18 protein-coding genes and 3 pseudogenes are annotated in these 17,958 nt (G+C 39.0%); 18 read left to right on the top strand and 3 right to left on the bottom strand.

Annotation, left to right across the window (positions count from 1 at the left end):
• Positions 1-131, top strand: a 131-nt coding sequence (locus A3IA_RS12460) for an IS3 family transposase (RefSeq protein ID WP_018379827.1), incomplete at its 5' end; no start/stop codon positions are given.
• 188 nt (positions 132-319) lie between these two features.
• On the opposite strand, the gene A3IA_RS0102805 is transcribed toward A3IA_RS12460, so the two are convergent.
• Entirely contained in the window at positions 320-769 is a 450-nt protein-coding gene (locus A3IA_RS0102805; RefSeq protein WP_018379826.1) for a DUF6556 family protein, read from the bottom strand.
• A 162-nt stretch (positions 770-931) separates the two neighbouring features.
• Between A3IA_RS0102805 and A3IA_RS13375 the strand changes: the two are divergent.
• The 13 genes and pseudogenes from A3IA_RS13375 to A3IA_RS0102750 all read left to right on the top strand — a co-directional run.
• Positions 932-1,401 (top strand): annotated as a pseudogene (locus tag A3IA_RS13375) (ISAs1 family transposase); the annotation flags it as partial.
• Positions 1,402-1,498: 97 nt separating this feature from the next.
• Positions 1,499-1,657 (top strand): annotated as a pseudogene (locus A3IA_RS13645) (NCS2 family permease); the annotation flags it as partial.
• 123 nt (positions 1,658-1,780) lie between these two features.
• Positions 1,781-2,043, top strand: a pseudogene (locus tag A3IA_RS13640) (NCS2 family permease); the annotation flags it as partial.
• Between the two features lie 654 nt (positions 2,044-2,697).
• Positions 2,698-2,979 (top strand): hypothetical protein, encoded by a 282-nt coding sequence (locus tag A3IA_RS0102795; RefSeq protein WP_018379825.1) that lies wholly within the window; start codon positions 2,698-2,700, stop codon positions 2,977-2,979.
• 31 nt (positions 2,980-3,010) lie between these two features.
• Positions 3,011-3,292 (top strand): hypothetical protein, encoded by a 282-nt coding sequence (locus tag A3IA_RS0102790; protein WP_018379824.1) that lies wholly within the window; start codon positions 3,011-3,013, stop codon positions 3,290-3,292.
• A 948-nt stretch (positions 3,293-4,240) separates the two neighbouring features.
• Positions 4,241-4,393, top strand: a complete 153-nt coding sequence (locus A3IA_RS12910; protein ID WP_018379823.1) for a hypothetical protein — start codon at positions 4,241-4,243, stop codon at positions 4,391-4,393.
• A gap of 723 nt (positions 4,394-5,116) precedes the next feature.
• Positions 5,117-6,259, top strand: a complete 1,143-nt coding sequence (locus A3IA_RS0102780) for a cysteine desulfurase family protein (RefSeq protein ID WP_018379822.1) — start codon at positions 5,117-5,119, stop codon at positions 6,257-6,259.
• A 17-nt stretch (positions 6,260-6,276) separates the two neighbouring features.
• A complete protein-coding gene (gene thiI / locus A3IA_RS0102775; protein ID WP_018379821.1) occupies positions 6,277-7,497 on the top strand; it encodes a tRNA uracil 4-sulfurtransferase ThiI in 1,221 nt (406 codons plus the stop codon).
• 108 nt (positions 7,498-7,605) lie between these two features.
• Positions 7,606-8,757 carry a radical SAM family heme chaperone HemW gene (gene hemW, locus A3IA_RS0102770; protein WP_018379820.1) on the top strand — a complete coding sequence of 384 codons (1,152 nt, stop codon included), beginning with the start codon at positions 7,606-7,608 and terminating at the stop codon, positions 8,755-8,757.
• Between the two features lie 30 nt (positions 8,758-8,787).
• Positions 8,788-9,528, top strand: coding sequence for an acyl-ACP thioesterase domain-containing protein (locus A3IA_RS0102765; protein WP_018379819.1), 741 nt, complete (start codon positions 8,788-8,790; stop codon positions 9,526-9,528).
• Position 9,529: 1 nt separating this feature from the next.
• Positions 9,530-10,147, top strand: a complete 618-nt coding sequence (locus A3IA_RS0102760; RefSeq protein WP_018379818.1) for an NUDIX hydrolase — start codon at positions 9,530-9,532, stop codon at positions 10,145-10,147.
• Positions 10,148-10,166: 19 nt separating this feature from the next.
• The gene (locus A3IA_RS0102755) at positions 10,167-10,940 is read left to right on the top strand and encodes a TIGR01457 family HAD-type hydrolase (protein ID WP_018379817.1); all 774 of its coding nucleotides are present in this window, start codon (positions 10,167-10,169) and stop codon (positions 10,938-10,940) included.
• 94 nt (positions 10,941-11,034) lie between these two features.
• Positions 11,035-11,685 (top strand): TIGR01906 family membrane protein, encoded by a 651-nt coding sequence (locus tag A3IA_RS0102750; protein ID WP_018379816.1) that lies wholly within the window; start codon positions 11,035-11,037, stop codon positions 11,683-11,685.
• A gap of 903 nt (positions 11,686-12,588) precedes the next feature.
• Here A3IA_RS0102750 and A3IA_RS0102745 read toward each other — a convergent pair.
• Positions 12,589-12,894: a hypothetical protein gene (locus A3IA_RS0102745; RefSeq protein ID WP_018379815.1), complete on the bottom strand. Its 306-nt coding sequence runs from the start codon at positions 12,892-12,894 to the stop codon at positions 12,589-12,591.
• A gap of 150 nt (positions 12,895-13,044) precedes the next feature.
• Here A3IA_RS0102745 and trhO point away from each other — a divergent pair, with 150 nt between their 5' ends.
• The gene (gene trhO / locus A3IA_RS0102740; RefSeq protein WP_018379814.1) at positions 13,045-14,031 is read left to right on the top strand and encodes an oxygen-dependent tRNA uridine(34) hydroxylase TrhO; all 987 of its coding nucleotides are present in this window, start codon (positions 13,045-13,047) and stop codon (positions 14,029-14,031) included.
• 565 nt (positions 14,032-14,596) lie between these two features.
• Here the strand turns inward: trhO and A3IA_RS12445 are convergent.
• A complete protein-coding gene (locus tag A3IA_RS12445; protein WP_018379813.1) occupies positions 14,597-14,773 on the bottom strand; it encodes a DUF3042 family protein in 177 nt (58 codons plus the stop codon).
• 110 nt (positions 14,774-14,883) lie between these two features.
• Between A3IA_RS12445 and miaA the strand changes: the two genes are divergently transcribed.
• From miaA to A3IA_RS0102720, 3 genes are all read left to right on the top strand, one after another.
• Positions 14,884-15,771 (top strand): tRNA (adenosine(37)-N6)-dimethylallyltransferase MiaA, encoded by an 888-nt coding sequence (miaA, locus tag A3IA_RS0102730; protein WP_018379812.1) that lies wholly within the window; start codon positions 14,884-14,886, stop codon positions 15,769-15,771.
• Between the two features lie 316 nt (positions 15,772-16,087).
• On the top strand, positions 16,088-17,326 hold the full coding sequence (hflX, locus tag A3IA_RS0102725) for a GTPase HflX (RefSeq protein WP_018379811.1): 1,239 nt from the start codon (positions 16,088-16,090) through the stop codon (positions 17,324-17,326).
• A complete protein-coding gene (locus A3IA_RS0102720; RefSeq protein ID WP_018379810.1) occupies positions 17,319-17,957 on the top strand; it encodes a hypothetical protein in 639 nt (212 codons plus the stop codon). The genes hflX and A3IA_RS0102720 overlap by 8 nt, the downstream gene beginning before the upstream one ends.
• Position 17,958 lies beyond the last annotated feature (1 nt).

Raw genomic sequence — 17,958 nt, 5'->3', positions numbered from 1 at the left:
TCAAGAAATACAAAACGTATGAAGAGCTAGTCGCAGATGTGGAATGCTACATTGAGTTTTACAATACGCAACGTTATCAAACAAAATTAAACAACCTGACTCCTGGGGAATTCAGAAATCAGGTTGCTTAACATCTTTTATTAGTTGACTGTCTACTTGACAGGGAGCCGTTCAACATTTTTGAGAGTTTTTGTTTTTGGTTACTAAGAAAAAAGATTGGAGAAAAATATCCAATCTTTTTTATATTATGTGACTTCAAATCCGTTTCACTCCGAAGGTGTGAAACAATAAACCGCTTGCTATACGGCTGCGCATTGATTTATGGTGTTGCGGTAGGTTGATCAACCGTCTCATCAGCTGGTGAAGCCGAAGGAGTGGTTGTATCAGCGGCAGGTGTTGATGCAGCAGGTGCGTCATTGCCATCAGTATTTGAAGAGCTGTCCGGATTAATGACATCGCTTTGGTAATCTGATGAATTACTTGATGAGGTTTCAGTATCAGTAGTTGCACCGGAATTAGTATTTGAAGCTCCCTGACCACCGTTATTCTCAATGATAACTGTGGAAGAGGGTGATTTATCATTATTGGTTGAATCCTTACTATGAATAAAATTAGTAATAGTAATAGAAGCGACAATGATAGATAAGATCGAACCGATTAGGGCTAAGGTTTTTTGAAAGGCTGTTAAGCCAGATTTGATGTGTTCAGTAGGACGACGTTTTTCTTTTTGTCCTGTTTGTTTTGATTTTCGAGAATACTGTTGTGACATGATGTCCTCCTTTAGACTATATTATATGATTTAATTCGAAAAAAATCATGTGAAAATGGAAAATAAATGCATTCTTTTTACAATAAAGTTTGAGCCTCCTTTACTAATGCAGGCTAAACATATAGTTTAGCGTTGCTAATTTACTGGAAAGGTTGGCTAAGACAATATTATCAAGCTGTGGATAAATCTCGCAGTCAAATCAAGCAACGTGACTACGGGAGTTCTTATGATGCTAAGTGTCTACCAGAGCGTCATCCTAAGTGGCAGAAATTGCGAGGCATTGGCATGACGAAAAACACTATAGATAAAATGGCGTAATAAGTGAAGAAATTTGCTATGTTATCCTAAGTTTCAAGAAGGACATTACAACCTTTACCAAATGTATTCGAGGGCATTGGTTGTTAGAGGTGGTTTACCGTAAAAACCACAATCAGACTTTGAAAAAGCAGACAGCCTTGAACCTCAATGCCATATGGAAGCTATACCTTTATTTCTTGAAAATCATTCCATTTTCAAAGAAAAACTTGAGTTATCACTGTAACCAAGGCTATATTTATGATTATTTAGCGCAGTTATTTGGAAATAGACCTTGGAGAAGCCTAAACTTTATGAAGCATTCTATGAAAAGTTGACTTGATTTGACGATTCAGAGTAAAAATATATTGAAATACGAATATTTTTGATATATAATATCATTATCGTTCTATTAAAATAGATTTTTTTAAAAAAATGAAAAAGTTTTTTAACTTAAAAGAAAATTATACGAACATTTGTGCTAAAATGATGGCAGGGTTAATGACCTTCTTTGTTAGGAGTCACATTCTCTTTGTCAATCTAAGTCTTTTGGGTGTTGCTGGAATACCAAGACAAGCTGCTTTCTTAGCTACTATAGTCAAATGAATTAATTTCCAGACAAGGAACAGAAAAGATGCGGACAGTACTTGATTTTCATTGAGTATGAGTAGGGCAAGTCGAAAGTGACGATGCCTCAAAGTCAATTCAAAAGACTATATTATTGCAGCTGTTATTTCAACCTTGATCATGGGACTTTTCGCCAATGTTCCTTAGGCACTTGCCCTTGAATGGGATAAAATACCTTTTCACCTACACAGTTGTTTTTGGCTTAGGGGGAACTTGGCAAGCAGCTTTAGCGATGGTTTTCATCTGTAGCTTGTTTAACAACTAACTTTATTACTGTAACAAAAGTTCGTAAAAGCATTATTAAGGTTATCTCTGTAGGGCATCAACGTGCGATTGGTGGTATCGGCGTTTTTGAATGTTAGGCTGACGCAGATAGTGAACAATTAGTTATCAATGAAAATAGCGTATTTTACATCGCTTAATCAAAAACTACGACAATATATCAACCGACAAAGATAGTGATTTTAGAATTATCGGTGAAGCCGTTGGAAACTACTTAGAAGAATAAGCACCATCGCTGATGAGACGATGGTAAAGGAAGGGTTTTACAGGTTATTGGATTAGAATTATTAAAGTGACTCTTTGAAGTTGACGGGAAACGATGATTTCTTATGATGGAATCATAAATTAAGTAAACGCAATTTCTGAGAGTATTCACCCCACCATAAGGGAATAAAATCAGGAGTTTTTTGTATTATAAAGGATAAATTATGAAAAACGCAATCTTAGTAGACGGTAGTTGTTATCGCAAACGCTTATCTAGTGTTTTAGGGTATAAATCAGCTGAAATAAAAGAGAAGCTATTGGTTTTTCTTAGATGCACTAGGTGGACAAATCAGAAATAGTTTGTCCCTGCATATTGACGGGCGAGGAAGCTGCGACAACACCTATTTTCCAACTTCAGACAGAAACATAAAAATCCCACACTCTCACCAAACAAAGCTGAATGTAGATATAGTTAATCTAATCGTATTACAAAAGCCGTTATATTTTAGAAGGAGAAGGTCATGGAAGATTACTCTAAAGAAATAATCGACATGAAATTTGATAAACTCAAACAAGAATCTGTCAATCATTATCAACTATTAGATCAACGTTTCAATACCTTAGATAAAAAACTTGACGAGACTGTAGATTATGCCTTAGCTAAGACACAGGCTATGCTATTTGAAGAGCGTATCAAAGAAAAACAGGAGAGGGAATTAGAACAACGTATTACAACGCGCTGGCTTATTGGTATCAGCGTCACCGTAGGAATGTTTATTTTTAAAGAGCTGATACTGAAATAATTACTACTGACAATAAATGGAAGGATAGCTTATGGAAAAGTATAGCAAAGACATCATTGACATGAAATTTGATAACGTCGAACAAGGTTCAATCAATCATTACAAATTATTGCAACAACGTTTTGATTTATTGGATAAAAAGATTGATAACCTAGTAAATTATGACCTTGCTCAAACACATGCTATGCTCCTCGAACAACGTATCAAAGAAAAGCAAGAGCGAGAAGCTGAGTGGCGTATTACTAAACGGTGGCTTATCGGTATTAGTGTCATCATAGCAATAGTCTTCTTGGAGAAACTATTACTGAAATAACCTCCCATTATCTGAAATATTTATTTCGATTATCATCGCTTTTCAAAAAAATAAAAAATCCCGTACTCTCCGCCTACAAGTTTGAGTGTAGGAACTAATCGTATATAACAAACAAGCCTTAAATGGCTCGTTTTCTTGTGCTCATTTTAGCAAGAAATGGGTTGAAAATTAATATGGTTGAAGACTCACCACGCTATAGACATGAAGAGTTTCTCTAACCCTCTTTGTGCCTTAGACCATTTTTTAACCGGTAAAAAGTGAGCTTTTTAAGGGTCTCTTTCTCAAATAACTGTGGTAAATAATCATCCAGAGGATGGTGGCTAAAGCATAGCGGATTTTCCATGGTTGACGACCATCTCATTCATCACTGTGGTTATCTATAGAAACAATAAAGTCAATCATCACAGTTACCTCTATTTTTAAGTTTCCTACTTTGGTTGATATTGTCATGATGATTGCCGTTTTCTAAAAACAAAACTTTCTTCATGCGTTTGGTGTGAGATAAACTCAAATAATGATATGGCAGTCGTATAGCTATTTTTGTACTCTTAGCCACTTGGTAAGAGGTGACTAAGCATAAAAGATTTGTCGTCGGTTCGAATCCCATCGACTTGTCAAAGATAGTTAGCAGATAGATTTTATCGTCTTTTGAATTCACTTTGACACATGGTCATTGTTGACTTGCTCTACTCATAGTCAATGAAAATCAAGTACTGTCTACGTCTTTTCTGTTCCTTGTTCTGAAAGTTAATTCATTTGACTATACATTCACGTTCTGATAGACATTTTGCTGTTCAAGATATACAATGTATTATAAGGATTGTGTCCATATTGAGTTAGCAATTATCGTATTATTTGTGACATCATTGATGATGAACTCCTTATATTGGCTTTTGAAGTGGGTTACAGAAAAAAACATTTAGAAAGGATAAGGTGTGAGGTAGTAATATGAGTGATGCGCTTTTTTCAATTTTATTTTTCTTGCCAATTGCTATTTTAGCAATTGTTTTGACACCGTTCAGTAGAGGTAGTATAGAAGCTAAAAGAGCTCATTTAATTCATAAAGTATACAAAAAGTCGTTAGAAGAAGACGATGAGTAATTGAATTATTAGTCATTAAGTGAAGCGGATAAACCCAATTTGTAACATTAAACTAGACCGAAAAAAAGTTTGGAGAAAATGTTCAAAATAAACTTTCTTAGGTGCAAAGGGATGTTTGGATAAGTATAGTCTTTTGAATTAACTTTGATACATCGTCACTTTCGACTTGCCGTACGCGAGTACTGTCTGCGTCTCAGTTCCTTGTCTGAAAGCTAATTCATTTGACTATACCTTTAGCCTTCTTGTTGCAAGACCTGAGCAATTGTCTGAGCTAACTGGGTATCGCCTCAGCAACCGTAACGAAATCGCTCGATTATCTTGTCGAAAGTGGGCTATTGGATAGAGATAATACCGTTAAAAGAACATAACCTACTATCATTATGATTTACCAAGAGTTATTTCTCGTTCTTAGTAATTCTGTATCCTTTAGCCAAGGCTAGGGGATGTTTTTGTTTCAGTCAGAATGGTCTTTTTGTGAGAAGTCTAGTTCAATGAATTTGGAATGACTTACCGTTTGTTTCGTTGTCATATAGATTTGTTTTATGCTATAATTAATTCGCTCAAAAACCTTTGAACACTTCAAGGTTTTTTCCATTTCAGGGGGCAAAAAAGAACAAAAATCTTCGAAAATTGCCGAAAATGCCCAAATAGTGAATTCGCCGAACGCTCTAAAACCTTATAAATCAAGGATTTTTGAGAAACATAGAAAGAACTTAAAAACCAATGATATACTTTGATAACGCAGCCACTACACAAACCTATCCTGAAGCCCTTAGAACCTACCAAGAGGTGACAACTAAGATTTGGGGGAATCCATCAAGTTTGCATCGCTTGGGAAGCCAGTCAACTCGCATTTTAGAAGCCTCTCGCAAACAAATTGCGGAGCTATTGGGAAAAGAAGCAGATGAAATCTTTTTCACCTCAGGTGGAACTGAAAGCGACAACTGGGCTATTAAGGGGATAGCATTTGAAAAACAGGCTTTTGGTAAGCATATCATCGTTTCAGCTATTGAGCATCCTGCGGTAAAAGAATCCGCCAAGTGGTTGGGTCAGCAGGGGTTTGAGGTTTCTTATGCTCCAGTTGATAGCCGTGGTTTTGTGGATGTAGAGGCTCTGAAAGGCTTACTGCGTCCGGATACTATTTTAGTATCAATTATGGCAGTTAATAACGAGATTGGCTCCATACAGCCCATTCAAGCAATTTCAGAACTATTGGTTGACCGTCCTAACCTTACCTTTCATGTAGATGCGGTGCAAGCTATCGGAAAAATTCCAACAGCATTTTATTTAACAGACCGAGTTGATCTGGCGTCTTTTTCTGGTCATAAGTTTCACGCTGTTCGTGGCGTAGGATTTCTTTATAAAAAATCTGGGAAGAAGATAAGCCCCCTTTTAACAGGTGGTGGTCAGGAGAAGGATTTGCGCTCGACAACTGAGAACGTGGCTGGTATTGCTTCGATGGCAAAGGCTCTACGCCTAGTCAAGGATAAGGAAGAAGTGGCTCTGCCTAAAATTGCCAAGATGAAGGAAATTATCTTGAGCGAATTAGCTAAACATGAGGATATTCTTGTGTTTTCTGGTCAGCATAACTTTGCCCCCAATATCATTACTTTTGGTATCAAGGGAGTGCGAGGCGAAGTGATTGTCCATGCTTTTGAAGAGCATGATATTTTCATCTCGACCACATCAGCTTGCTCCTCAAAAGCCGGAAAACCTGCTGGAACCCTAATTTCTATGAACGTTCCAACCAAGGACGCTCAAACAGCCGTTCGTATTAGTCTTGACGATGACAATGATATGGGGCAAGTCGAGCAATTTTTAACCATTTTTAACCAAGTTTATGCGAAAACGCAAAAAGTGAGATAACTATAGAAAGTATCAAAATGAACCTACAATATTCAGAAATCATGGTTCGCTACGGTGAACTGTCAACTAAAGGGAAGAACCGCATGCGCTTCATCAATAAGCTACGCCGAAACATTCAGGACGTTTTGTCAATCTATCCTGAAGTAAAGGTGACAGCAGACCGTGATCGTTGCCATGTTTTCTTAAACGGTGCAGATTACGCTCCTGTAGCTGAGTCTCTTAAGCAAATCTTTGGGATTCAGGCTTTTAATCCTGTTTACCGTGTTGAAAAAGATGTGGCTGTGTTAACTGAAGCAGTTCAAGCGATTATGACAGACTTGTATCAAGAAGGCTTGACCTTTAAGGTATCAAGCAAACGTAGTGATCATCAGTTTGAGTTGGATTCGACACAATTGAATCACACCCTTGGAGGAGCTGTTTTTGAGGTCCTTCCAAATATCAAGGCTCAAATGAAAAAGCCAGATGTTAACCTCAAAGTTGAAATCCGTGAAGAAGCAGCTTATATTTCACACGAAGAAATTAGAGGTGCTGGTGGGCTTCCAGTTGGTACCGCTGGGAAAGGAATGCTCATGTTATCTGGTGGGATTGATTCGCCAGTTGCGGGGTACTTGTCTCTTAAACGTGGCGTTGATATTGAGGCAGTTCACTTTGCTAGTCCCCCTTATACTAGTCCGGGTGCTCTAAAAAAAGCCCATGATTTAACACGTAAGCTGACAAAATTTGGTGGAAACATTCAATTTATAGAAGTGCCTTTCACTGAAATTCAAGAAGAAATCAAGGAAAAAGCACCCGAAGCCTACTTAATGACCTTGACGCGTCGATTTATGATGCGTATTACGGATCGCATTCGAGCAAAGCGTGATGGGCGTGTGATTATCAATGGCGAAAGTCTTGGACAGGTTGCCAGTCAGACTTTGGAGTCAATGCAGGCGATCAATGCGGTAACTAGCACACCAGTCATCCGTCCAGTGGTAACTATGGACAAATTGGAAATCATTGATTTAGCAGAAAAAATTGATACTTTTAGCATTTCCATTCAGCCATTTGAAGATTGCTGTACGATTTTTGCACCAGATCGTCCGAAGACAAATCCAAAGATAAAAAATGTTGAGCAATACGAAGCTCGGCTTGATGTCGAAGGGCTTGTTGAGCGTGCGGTAGCAGGCATTATGGTTACTGAAATCACACCGAATGAAGAAGCAGATGTGGTTGACGAACTCATTGATGACCTTTTATAAGATAAGCTGAGAAATACTAGCTTATGACGTTCAGAAAAACAGGATTTTCTCTAGCTTTTTCTATTTTCAATTCGTGCCAAGCCATCATAAAAGTGCTAAAATATTAATATGTCTAATAAACCAACTTCAGCTTATGTGCATATTCCATTTTGCACTCAAATTTGCTATTACTGTGACTTTTCAAAAGTCTTTATTAAAAATCAGCCTGTTGATGACTATCTTCAGGCTCTTATTCGTGAATTCGAGTTTTATGATATTCATGACTTAACAACCCTTTACATTGGTGGTGGAACCCCAACAGCTATCACTGCTGAACAGTTGGATTATTTGCTAACTCATTTAGAGAAAAATATTAATCTAGAGATGCTGGAAGAATTCACCATTGAAGCTAATCCAGGAGATTTGACGCCTGAGAAGATTGACGTTTTAAAAAAATCGGCTGTCAATCGTGTTTCTCTAGGGGTTCAGACCTTTTTTGACAAGCAGCTCAAGCAGATTGGTCGTAGTCACAACGAAGCTCAGATTTATGAGAGTATTGATGCGCTGAAGGCTGCTGGCTTGACCAATATTTCTATCGACTTGATTTACGCCCTGCCAAATCAGACTATGGAGCAAGTAGAAGAAAATGTTCGTAAAGCCCTAGCTTTGGATATTCCTCACCTCAGTCTTTACAGTTTGATTTTGGAGAATCACACGGTCTTTATGAACAAACAGAGGCGAGGACGTCTGCATTTGCCAAATGAGGATATTGAGGCAGACATGTTTACCTATATTATCAATGAGTTGGAAAAAAATGGTTTCGAGCATTATGAGATTTCCAACTTTACAAAGCCAGGTTTTGAAAGTCGTCACAATCTTATGTATTGGGAGAATGTGGAGTATTACGGTGTCGGAGCAGGGGCGTCTGGTTACCTGGATGGCGTTCGTTACCGCAACCGTGGTCCGATTCAACATTACCTTAAAGCTATCAAAGAGCATGGGCATTCTCGCCTAGGTGAGGACATTCTCAGCAAAGAAGAAATGATGGAAGAGGAATTTTTCCTTGGGCTTCGAAAAAAATCCGGTGTCTCTATTAGTCATTTTGAAGAGAAATTCGGTGTCGGATTTGAAGAGCGCTATGGTCAAATCGTAGCTGACCTAATCAAGGATGGGCTTTTGATTCATGAAGACGACACCATCCGCATGACTAAAAAGGGGCTATTTCTAGGAGACACAGTCGCGGAGAAATTCATCATTGATGTCTCTGATGCCAACGATTAGTTCCTATTACTTATAGAAAGAAGGACGAGCATGGGAAAACGATACCGTACCAGCTATGAGATTCCATTTTACGAAACAGATGTCAATCACTGTGCCAAGTTACCACATTTGTTAGCAGTAGCTTTGCAGGTTTCTGGTATGCAGTCAGCAGAGCTAGGCATGTCTGACCAGTATGTTCTAGATACTTACGGTTTAGTCTGGGTTATCACGGATTACGATATTAGCATTGAAAGATTACCTAAGTTTGCGGAAAAAATCACCATTGAAACCGAAGCAAAATCCTACAATAAACTTTTTTGTTACCGTGATTTTGCCATCTTGGGACAAGATGGTCAGAAAATCATGACGATTGCTACAACCTTTGTCTTGATTGATTTTAAGACGCGCAAAGTAGCACCAGTTCCAGCGGATCTCATCGACGTCTATGATTCTGAATTTATCAAAAAAATCAAACGTGGTCCTAAATACCCGCTCTTAGAAAATGCTGATAAAAAAGACTATCACGTTCGCTATTTTGACTTAGACATGAATGGGCATGTCAATAATAGTAAGTATTTTGACTGGATTTATGACGTTATGCCCATTGATTTTCTAAAGGGGCATTATCCTAAACACATTGCCCTCAAGTATGTCAAAGAAATTCATTATGGACATGATATTGTCTCAGAAGTGCTTCTAGAAGATAAAACAAGTCGTCATCAAATTACAACGGACGGACAAGTCAATGCTCAAGCTATCCTCGAGTGGGGAGCTGTCTTGGAGGAGGTTTAGTATGCAAGAAGAAGCTTGGTTAGAGTGGGCAGTGCGTTTGCAAGCACTGGCTCAAAATGGTTTAGCCTATAATCCTCAGGTCTTTGACCGTGAGCGTTATGAGGAAATTCGGGACATCGCCAGTCAAATGTTGAGTGCAGCTTCAGGTATTCCCCAGTCGAAGGTGACAGAACTCTTTGCCAGTGAGGATGGCTATCAAACCCCTAAAATTGATACTAGAGCGGCTATTTTTGAAGAAGACAAGATTCTTCTAGTCCAAGAAGCTAATGGTTTATGGGCGCTTCCTGGTGGTTGGTGCGATGTGCAAGAGTCTATCTTGTCAAACACCATCAAGGAAGTCAAGGAAGAAACAGGTTTTGAAGTAGCTGCCAAGCGTTTGGTTGCGGTGTTAGACAAGCGTAAAAATAATCAAGCTAATACCGCGGTCAGGGTCATCAAGCATTTTGTGCTCTGCCACTATATTAGTGGGGCTTTTCAGGCTAACTCTGAAACACTCGACGCCAAATACTTTGACTTAGATCAACTGCCCGAATTGTCACAAAATAAGACAACTGCTAAACAAATCCGTCTTTGCTATGAAGCCTATCGTGCTGAGCATTGGGAGACGGTTTTTGACTGATACAATATGAGAGGAAGATATGGCTTACAAAGGCTATTTAATTGATTTAGACGGTACTATTTATAAAGGAAATGAGCGTATTCCTGCAGGTGAGCAGTTTATCGCCGACTTGCAAGAGCGCCAGATTCCATACATGTTGGTGACCAATAACACGACTAGAACACCTGAGATGGTTCAGGAAATGCTTTTTAGCAAGTTCAATGTTAAGACACCACTTGAGACTATTTACACAGCGACATTAGCAACTGTGGATTACATGGATGATATGAGACGTGGTAAAACAGCTTACGTCATTGGTGAGAAGGGCTTAAAAACGGCTATTGAGGCTGCTGGTTACGTCCATGATGAGAAAAATCCAGCCTACGTTGTGGTCGGTTTGGATACTCAAGTGACCTATGAACAGTTAGCAGTAGCAACACTAGCGATTCAAAAGGGTGCTTTTTTCATCGGAACCAATCCTGACCTAAATATTCCGACAGAACGTGGTCTTATGCCGGGTGCCGGGTCACTTTTAGCGCTCTTAGAAGCTGCGACGCGTGTTTCTCCAGTTATTATTGGAAAACCTGAAGCTGTCATCATGAATAAGGCTTTGGAACGTCTTGGTGTCAAACGCGAAGAAGCGATTATGGTAGGCGACAATTACTTGACTGATATTACAGCAGGTATAAAAAATGATATTGATACCCTTTTGGTTCTGACAGGTTTCACCAAAAAAGAAGAAGTGCCTTCCTTACCTATCCAACCGACACACGTTTTGGATTCTTTGGCTGACTGGTGCTTTGAAGATAAATAAGTTTTCCTTAAGAATGTCGTGGTAAGCTATAGAATGGTAAAAAGAGAAGTGGACTCTTATTACATTTTAACAATAGACTTTAATTGAGGTACACATGAAATCTATTCTTGGTCAGCGGTTTTTAGCGTTGCTTAGTATTATTTGGCTTCTTGCCTTAGCCATTCTTTTGACGATTTATCTAGCTTGGCTGGCTTATCCTTTAGAGATTGACTGGCTTAATCTCTTAGATGTGGTTAAGCTTTCCAAAAGCGCCTTACTAAGAAATTATCATCATCTCTTAAATTATTTAACAAATCCTTTTCATCAAGTGCTGGCTATGCCTGATTTTCCTTCTTCAAAGGATGGGCTTAAGCATTTTTCAGATGTCAAAGGCTTGTTTCATCTCGCTCAATTGGTTTTCTTAATAACCAGCTTGCCGACAATTTATTTCTTGATAAAATCCTGGCGAAATAAATCCCTATTTATCTTTCAGAATCTCTATTTAACAGCGGCTATTTTCCCAATTTTTGTTGGCTTATTGGGAGTAGCAATCGGTTTTAATGAGTTTTTTACGCTTTTTCATCAAATACTTTTCCCCGGTGATAGCAGCTGGTTATTTAATCCCTACACGGATCCCATTATCAATGTCTTGCCAGAGCCTTTCTTTATGCACTGTTTTATAACCTTTTTTGTCTTGTATGAGCTGCTTATGTCGCTGTTTTTTGTCATTAGTCGAAAAACACTGAAGTTAAGGGTCTCATCATAACAAATCTATTTTTAAGAGTGGAGCAAGGGTTGGTAACTTGGCGAGAGCGACTTTTGCTCCCTCTTTTGATGTTTAGGTTTTCACCCTAAAATGGTCTATCCCAGCTTATCTTGTAAGCAGTTAGCGCTCTTCTTCCTTTTCACATCTAACCGCCTTCAGACCTTTTTGGGTTTTCAGTACGACATCTTGCAAGTTATAGTCTTTTGAATTACCTTTGATACATGGTCATTTTCGACTTGCCGTACCTATGCTCTTCGGAAATCAAAAGCAGACCTTGCTGACTTGATGTGATGACCTCCAGTTCTATCTGCTATCTGTGTCGCCTAGTCTGCTTTTGATTTTCATTGAGTATCAAGTACTGTCTGCGTCTCAAGTCCTTGTTTTGAACCTTAATTCATTTGACTATAAATGCTTAAAAAGAAGTAGAACGTCTCGGCACGCCCCCCACCTAATGAGATAAAAGAAAAGACTCTGATGCAGCCAGCTTTCTGTATTGAACAGGAGAATGGGCGTGTCAGAGTCTTTTTCTGTACAAAATGGATAAAGGGGAGTTGATTAGGCGGTGATTCTTAGAGCTAAAGGTGTTTGGTAATTGAGGTTATCAGATATACAGTAGTCATTTCACTCGTAGCTATAAGCTCAAGGCTTTATGATTAATACTTCCAAAGAATGACAGCTTTCTTAGGTGACAAATCCCATTTTGAAGGCATGTTAAGTGCTTTCAGCAACGACCTTATCTATTGGTGTTTCCTTATGGAATATGGAGTGGATTATGTTTTTTTCATTAGTAAGCCTTATAGGTATGAACAGATATTTGGTCGCTATAAAAGGGTGTTCCTTGAGGTCAAACTAACCGTTTTAGTGTGTCTGAAACAAAATCAGCTCTTGTCAATTAAAAATCAATCACTCCCAATAGCATTTCTCGATTCTAATATCTTCATCAGGATAGTCTTTAGTTAAGATAGTGATAATTTGAGCGTGTTCCTTTTTGACCAAGTCCAAGATGTCTGGTTTGTCGTGTCCGACAAAGAAAAATTGGGATTCAATAACGAGAAATAGTTGGTGGAAGTGGTCATTGAGACGCTCTATTTTCTCCACTAGGTCTTGATTATCCTTGATAAAATCAGGTGCCTCATTTTCCTCATCAAGGTCAGCACGGCTATCTTTTAAAGGGTAGGTTCCGTATTCTAAGCAAAATTCGTATGTCATCATCTTTCTCCTTTTTATCAGTTTAACAAAAGCAGATTGTTCTTGTCAGTTTCGGCGTTTTTGAAAGTCATATCTTTTGAAAATCCTTAAAAAGAGCGCTAGAATAGTAGGTAATAACGCCTATTGCAAAGGTGATTAAAGGAGACTATTATGTCAGAAAAAATCAGAGTTTTATTGTACTACAAATACGTTCCAATCGAAAATGCACAAGAATACGCTAAAAAACACTTGGAGTTTTGTAAATCAATCGGTCTTAAAGGACGTATCTTGATTGCCGATGAGGGGATCAACGGCACTGTTTCTGGTGACTACGAAACAACTCAAAAATACATGGACTGGGTACACAGCGACGAACGTTTTGCTGACCTATGGTTCAAGATTGACGAAGAAGAACAGCAAGCATTCCGCAAAATGTTCGTTCGTTATAAAAAAGAAATCGTTCACCTTGGTCTTGAAACAGACTACTCAGATGAAGATGTCAACCCGCTTGAGTTGACAGGTGAATATCTCAATCCAAAACAATTTAAAGAAGCCCTCCTTGACGAAGATACTATCGTTTTGGACACGCGTAACGATTATGAGTACGACCTCGGTCATTTCAAAGGTGCCGTTCGTCCAGACATTCGTAACTTTCGTGAATTGCCACAGTGGGTGCGCGACAACAAAGAGAAATTCATGGAAAAACGTGTCGTTGTCTACTGTACTGGTGGGGTTCGTTGTGAGAAATTCTCTGGTTGGATGGTCCGTGAAGGTTTCAAGGACGTAGGTCAACTTCATGGCGGAATTGCTACCTATGGTAAAGATCCAGAAGTGCAAGGAGACCTCTGGGAAGGTTCAATGTACGTCTTTGATGATCGCATCTCAGTGCCTATCAACCATGTTAACCCAACAGTGATTTCAAAAGATCACTTTGATGGCACACCATGTGACCGTTACGTTAATTGTGCCAATCCATTTTGTAATAAACAAATCTTCGTCTCAGAAGAAAACGAAGCTAAATATGTTCGCGGTTGCTCAGCAGAATGTCGCGCGCATGACCGCAACCGTTATGTTCAAGAAAACGGCTTGACTCGTGACGAATGGCAAGAACGCTTGGAAGCAATCGGTGAAAGCCTACCAGAATACGTTAAAGCTTAAGGATAATGTGGGGAGTTCCGTAGACGAACTCGCTAAAAAAGCCATCACTATCGATGGCTTTTTTACTATACTTGAGTTGAGGTGTTATCATCAAATGAATTAAAACTCTTCGAAACTCAAAAGCAGACCTTGTTGGCTTGATGTGATGACCTTCAGTTCTATCCGCTATCTGTGTCGCCTAGTCTGCTTTTGATTTTCATTGGGTATAACTTTCAGAACAAGGAGCTGAGACGCAGATAGTACTTGAGTACAGCAAGTCCAAAGTGATGATGTGTCAAAGGTGATTCAAAAGACTACACTATGCTTGATAATCAGTTAGCTTTGGGGATAAGCCTTTATTCTAGACTATACGATATGGTTGCCCTAAGCACATTTTGACGTCAACGAACAACACTTTGTGGTGTTAGCTTTAGTGGTGCTGATCCTTATCAACCAAAAATAATCAAAAAAAACGAGGAACTAGCTCAATGTTTGAGAAATTCCTCGTTTTCTATTTATAAGTTATTCATTTTAGACAGCTTTTTCAACGGTCTAAATGAAACCTAAAGTCTCACCTTTTTAGCTTTTAGCGTGCTACACGACGACGAGCGGCTTTTTTACGATTTTCTTCTATGAAAGCTTCTTTCTTTTCTTCTGGTTCGATAACAGTCTTCTTAACAGCAAAGACAGCACCTGCAACTGTAGCAGCAGTAGCGATAACACCTGTTGCTAAACCTTTAGCAAAATCAAATTTTTTAGACATGAGAGTTCTCCTATTTCTATGAAAATAAGGTCAGAAAAACCTTGATTTTCAGTATGATATAATAGTATTATTATCTAAAAAATAGGAGAGAATATCAAGTAAAAAACGTTATGAAGAAAAAAATTATTGTTGTAGCAGGTCCAACCGCAGTGGGAAAAACAGCTCTTGGCATTGAGCTTGCCCAGCGCTTTAATGGGGAAATCATCTCAGGAGATAGCCAACAGGTCTATCAAAGCTTAAATATCGGTACAGCCAAGGCAAGTCCAAAAGAGCAAGCAGCGGCGGTGCATCATTTGATTGATGTGCGCCATGTGACGCAGAATTACTCGGCTTTTGATTTTGTAACAGAGGCTCATGAGGCAATTGATGATATTATCAGTCGAGATAAGTTGCCCATCATTGTTGGAGGAACTGGGCTTTATCTGCAAAGTCTCTTGGAAGGCTATCATCTGGGGGGCAATCTTGACCAAGAGGCGCTTTTAGACTATCGCAAAGAACTAGAACAAGAAGATGATCAGGTGCTTTTTGATAAAGTTGAGAAGCTTGCGATAGTTATTCCGCAACTCAATCGCCGTCGTGCCATTCGTGCTTTAGAGTTGGCAAAATTTGGACAGGATTTAACCAATCAAGACAGTGAGTTGGAGGCTCTGGTTATCGGATTGACTGATGAGCGTCAGGTGCTTTATGACCGTATCAATTCCCGTGTGGATGTCATGTTGCAAAATGGTTTATTGGAGGAAGCTAAGTGGCTTTATGACCACTATCCTCAATCTCAAGCTGCTTGTGGTATTGGCTATAAGGAACTCTTCCCTTATTTTGAGGGTCAGGAGGATTTGGAGACATCCGTCGCACGTTTGAAACAAAATACCAGACGTTTCGCCAAACGTCAGTTGACTTGGTTTAGAAATCGGATGACAGTAGATTTTTATCAGATTTCTGAAAAAAACTTTCAAGAGAAGATTGCTACAAGGGTTGAGGATTTTTTGGAAAAAGCCTAAAATCCAATAGATACATGAAGAACGATTGGGTTTCAGATGACGTGTTCTCATAAAACTATATTTTTAATAGCGAAATTTTGTTGTCATTTCGATGAAAATGAGGAATACTTATGTGAAAATATCTATTTGAGAAAAATGGTTTAAACAAGCATCTAGTTAGAAAATCGTTTCATGCATTTTCCTAGTGCCTACTTTGTATTCTAAGATATTGCCTAGTGTGAATACGCCGAAAATATGCTATAATAAGAGACAGTTTTGATAGTCCGTTCTGGGCTATTTTTTCATGATAAGAATCTAAACTAAGGGGGGTGAGACTATGCATGAAACACAGGAAAAACAAGAACGTGTCATTATAGTCGGTGTAGAATTACAAGAGACCGAGCACTTTGACATGTCAATGGAGGAGTTGGCTAGTCTGGCTAAGACGGCTGGAGCAGAAGTTGTTAATTTTTACAGCCAAAAACGCGAACGCTATGACAGCAAAACATTTGTCGGTTCAGGCAAGTTAGAGGAAATTCGCCAAATGGTCGAAGCTGATGAGATTGATACCGTCATTGTCAATAATCGTTTAACGCCTCGTCAGAACACTAACTTAGAGACAGAACTTGGGGTTAAAGTCATCGACCGCATGCAGTTGATTTTGGATATTTTCGCCATGCGTGCTCGTAGCCACGAGGGGAAACTACAAGTTCATCTTGCCCAGCTGAAATACATGTTGCCACGCCTCGTTGGTCAAGGTATCATGCTTAGTCGTCAGGCTGGAGGTATCGGCAGTCGTGGACCGGGTGAAAGCCAGTTGGAGCTTAATCGACGTTCTATTCGCAATCAGATTAATGACATCGAGCGCCAGCTAAAAATTGTTGAGAAAAACCGTCAGACCATCCGGGACAAGCGTGTGGACTCTGAAACCTTTAAAATCGGTTTGATTGGCTACACCAATGCAGGTAAATCAACGATTATGAACACTCTGACAGACAAAAAGCAATATGAAGCTGATGAACTCTTTGCGACCCTGGATGCTACAACCAAGCAAGTCTATCTCAAAGGTCAATTTCAGGCGACCCTAACCGATACGGTCGGCTTCATTCAAGACTTGCCAACCGAGCTTGTTGCTGCTTTTAAGTCAACTTTAGAAGAAAGTCGCCATGTGGATTTGTTGTTACACGTTATTGATGCGAGTGATCCAAATCACAGCGAACATGAAAAAGTGGTGCTAGAGATACTCAAAGATTTGGAGATGTTGGATATTCCACGTCTGGCTATCTACAATAAGATGGACAAGGTGGAAAACTTCAGTGCAACGGCCTTTCCAAATGTCCGTATTTCAGCACGAGATAAAGGTGCCAGACAGTCCATTCGTAACCTGATTATTGATGAGATTCGTGATTTATTTGAGCCTTTTTCAATCAAGGTTGACCAGAAAGATGCCTATAAACTTTATGCACTCGAAAAATTGGCGCTTTTAGATCATTATGATTTTTCGGAAGAAGTCGAAGAGATTTCAGGCTATATCGCCAGCCAAAATAAATGGAAGTTAGAAGAATTTTATGACTGATTATATTGATTTAGCCCTCAAGTTTGGTGGATTTACCAGCCTTGATAAGGTTTATTTGGATAGACAATTAGACGCACTGGATGATCAACAAAAGTTGGCTTTTATCACACCGCCACCTAGCGTTATCAATGCTTACTTTGCAGAACTCTATCAAAAGCAAGGTCAAAAAGTAGCGACAGATTATTATTTTGAGATTTCAAAAGCACTTGATCTTTTCCAAGACAATCCTAGTTTTGCTGAAGAGAAACCCTTTGTCCGACTCAATCTATCTGGAAAATCATATGGCTTCGCTTTTGAAAATGAGGATCAAATCGCTCAAGTTTTCTCTGAAACAAATGAGCCTATCAGTACCCAAATTTTCTTTGATTTGGCAGAAATTTTTCCAGGTTATAAGATTTACCAAGAAAATGACCGCATCAAAATGTCACCGATGAGCTTTGATGAGTCAGGTAAGAAAGATGTGACCCCAGCGTCAGCCTTACTCAGTCAAGTTTATCAACTCAAAGCTAATATTACTAAAATTACCAGTTTTAACCAAAACGAGCTGTCAGAATTGCTCGAGACCCAAGAAGGCAAGGTTTACTATGGTTTTGAACAACGTCAATATATAGCTTATATCACCGCAAATTAGA

Origin of the sequence: Streptococcus thoraltensis DSM 12221 (genome assembly GCF_000380145.1) — a bacterium.
In the GTDB taxonomy this organism is placed as follows: domain Bacteria; phylum Bacillota; class Bacilli; order Lactobacillales; family Streptococcaceae; genus Streptococcus; species Streptococcus thoraltensis.
Note: the sequence above shows the minus strand (reverse complement) of the source record. Positions and strands in the feature narration are given on the sequence as shown.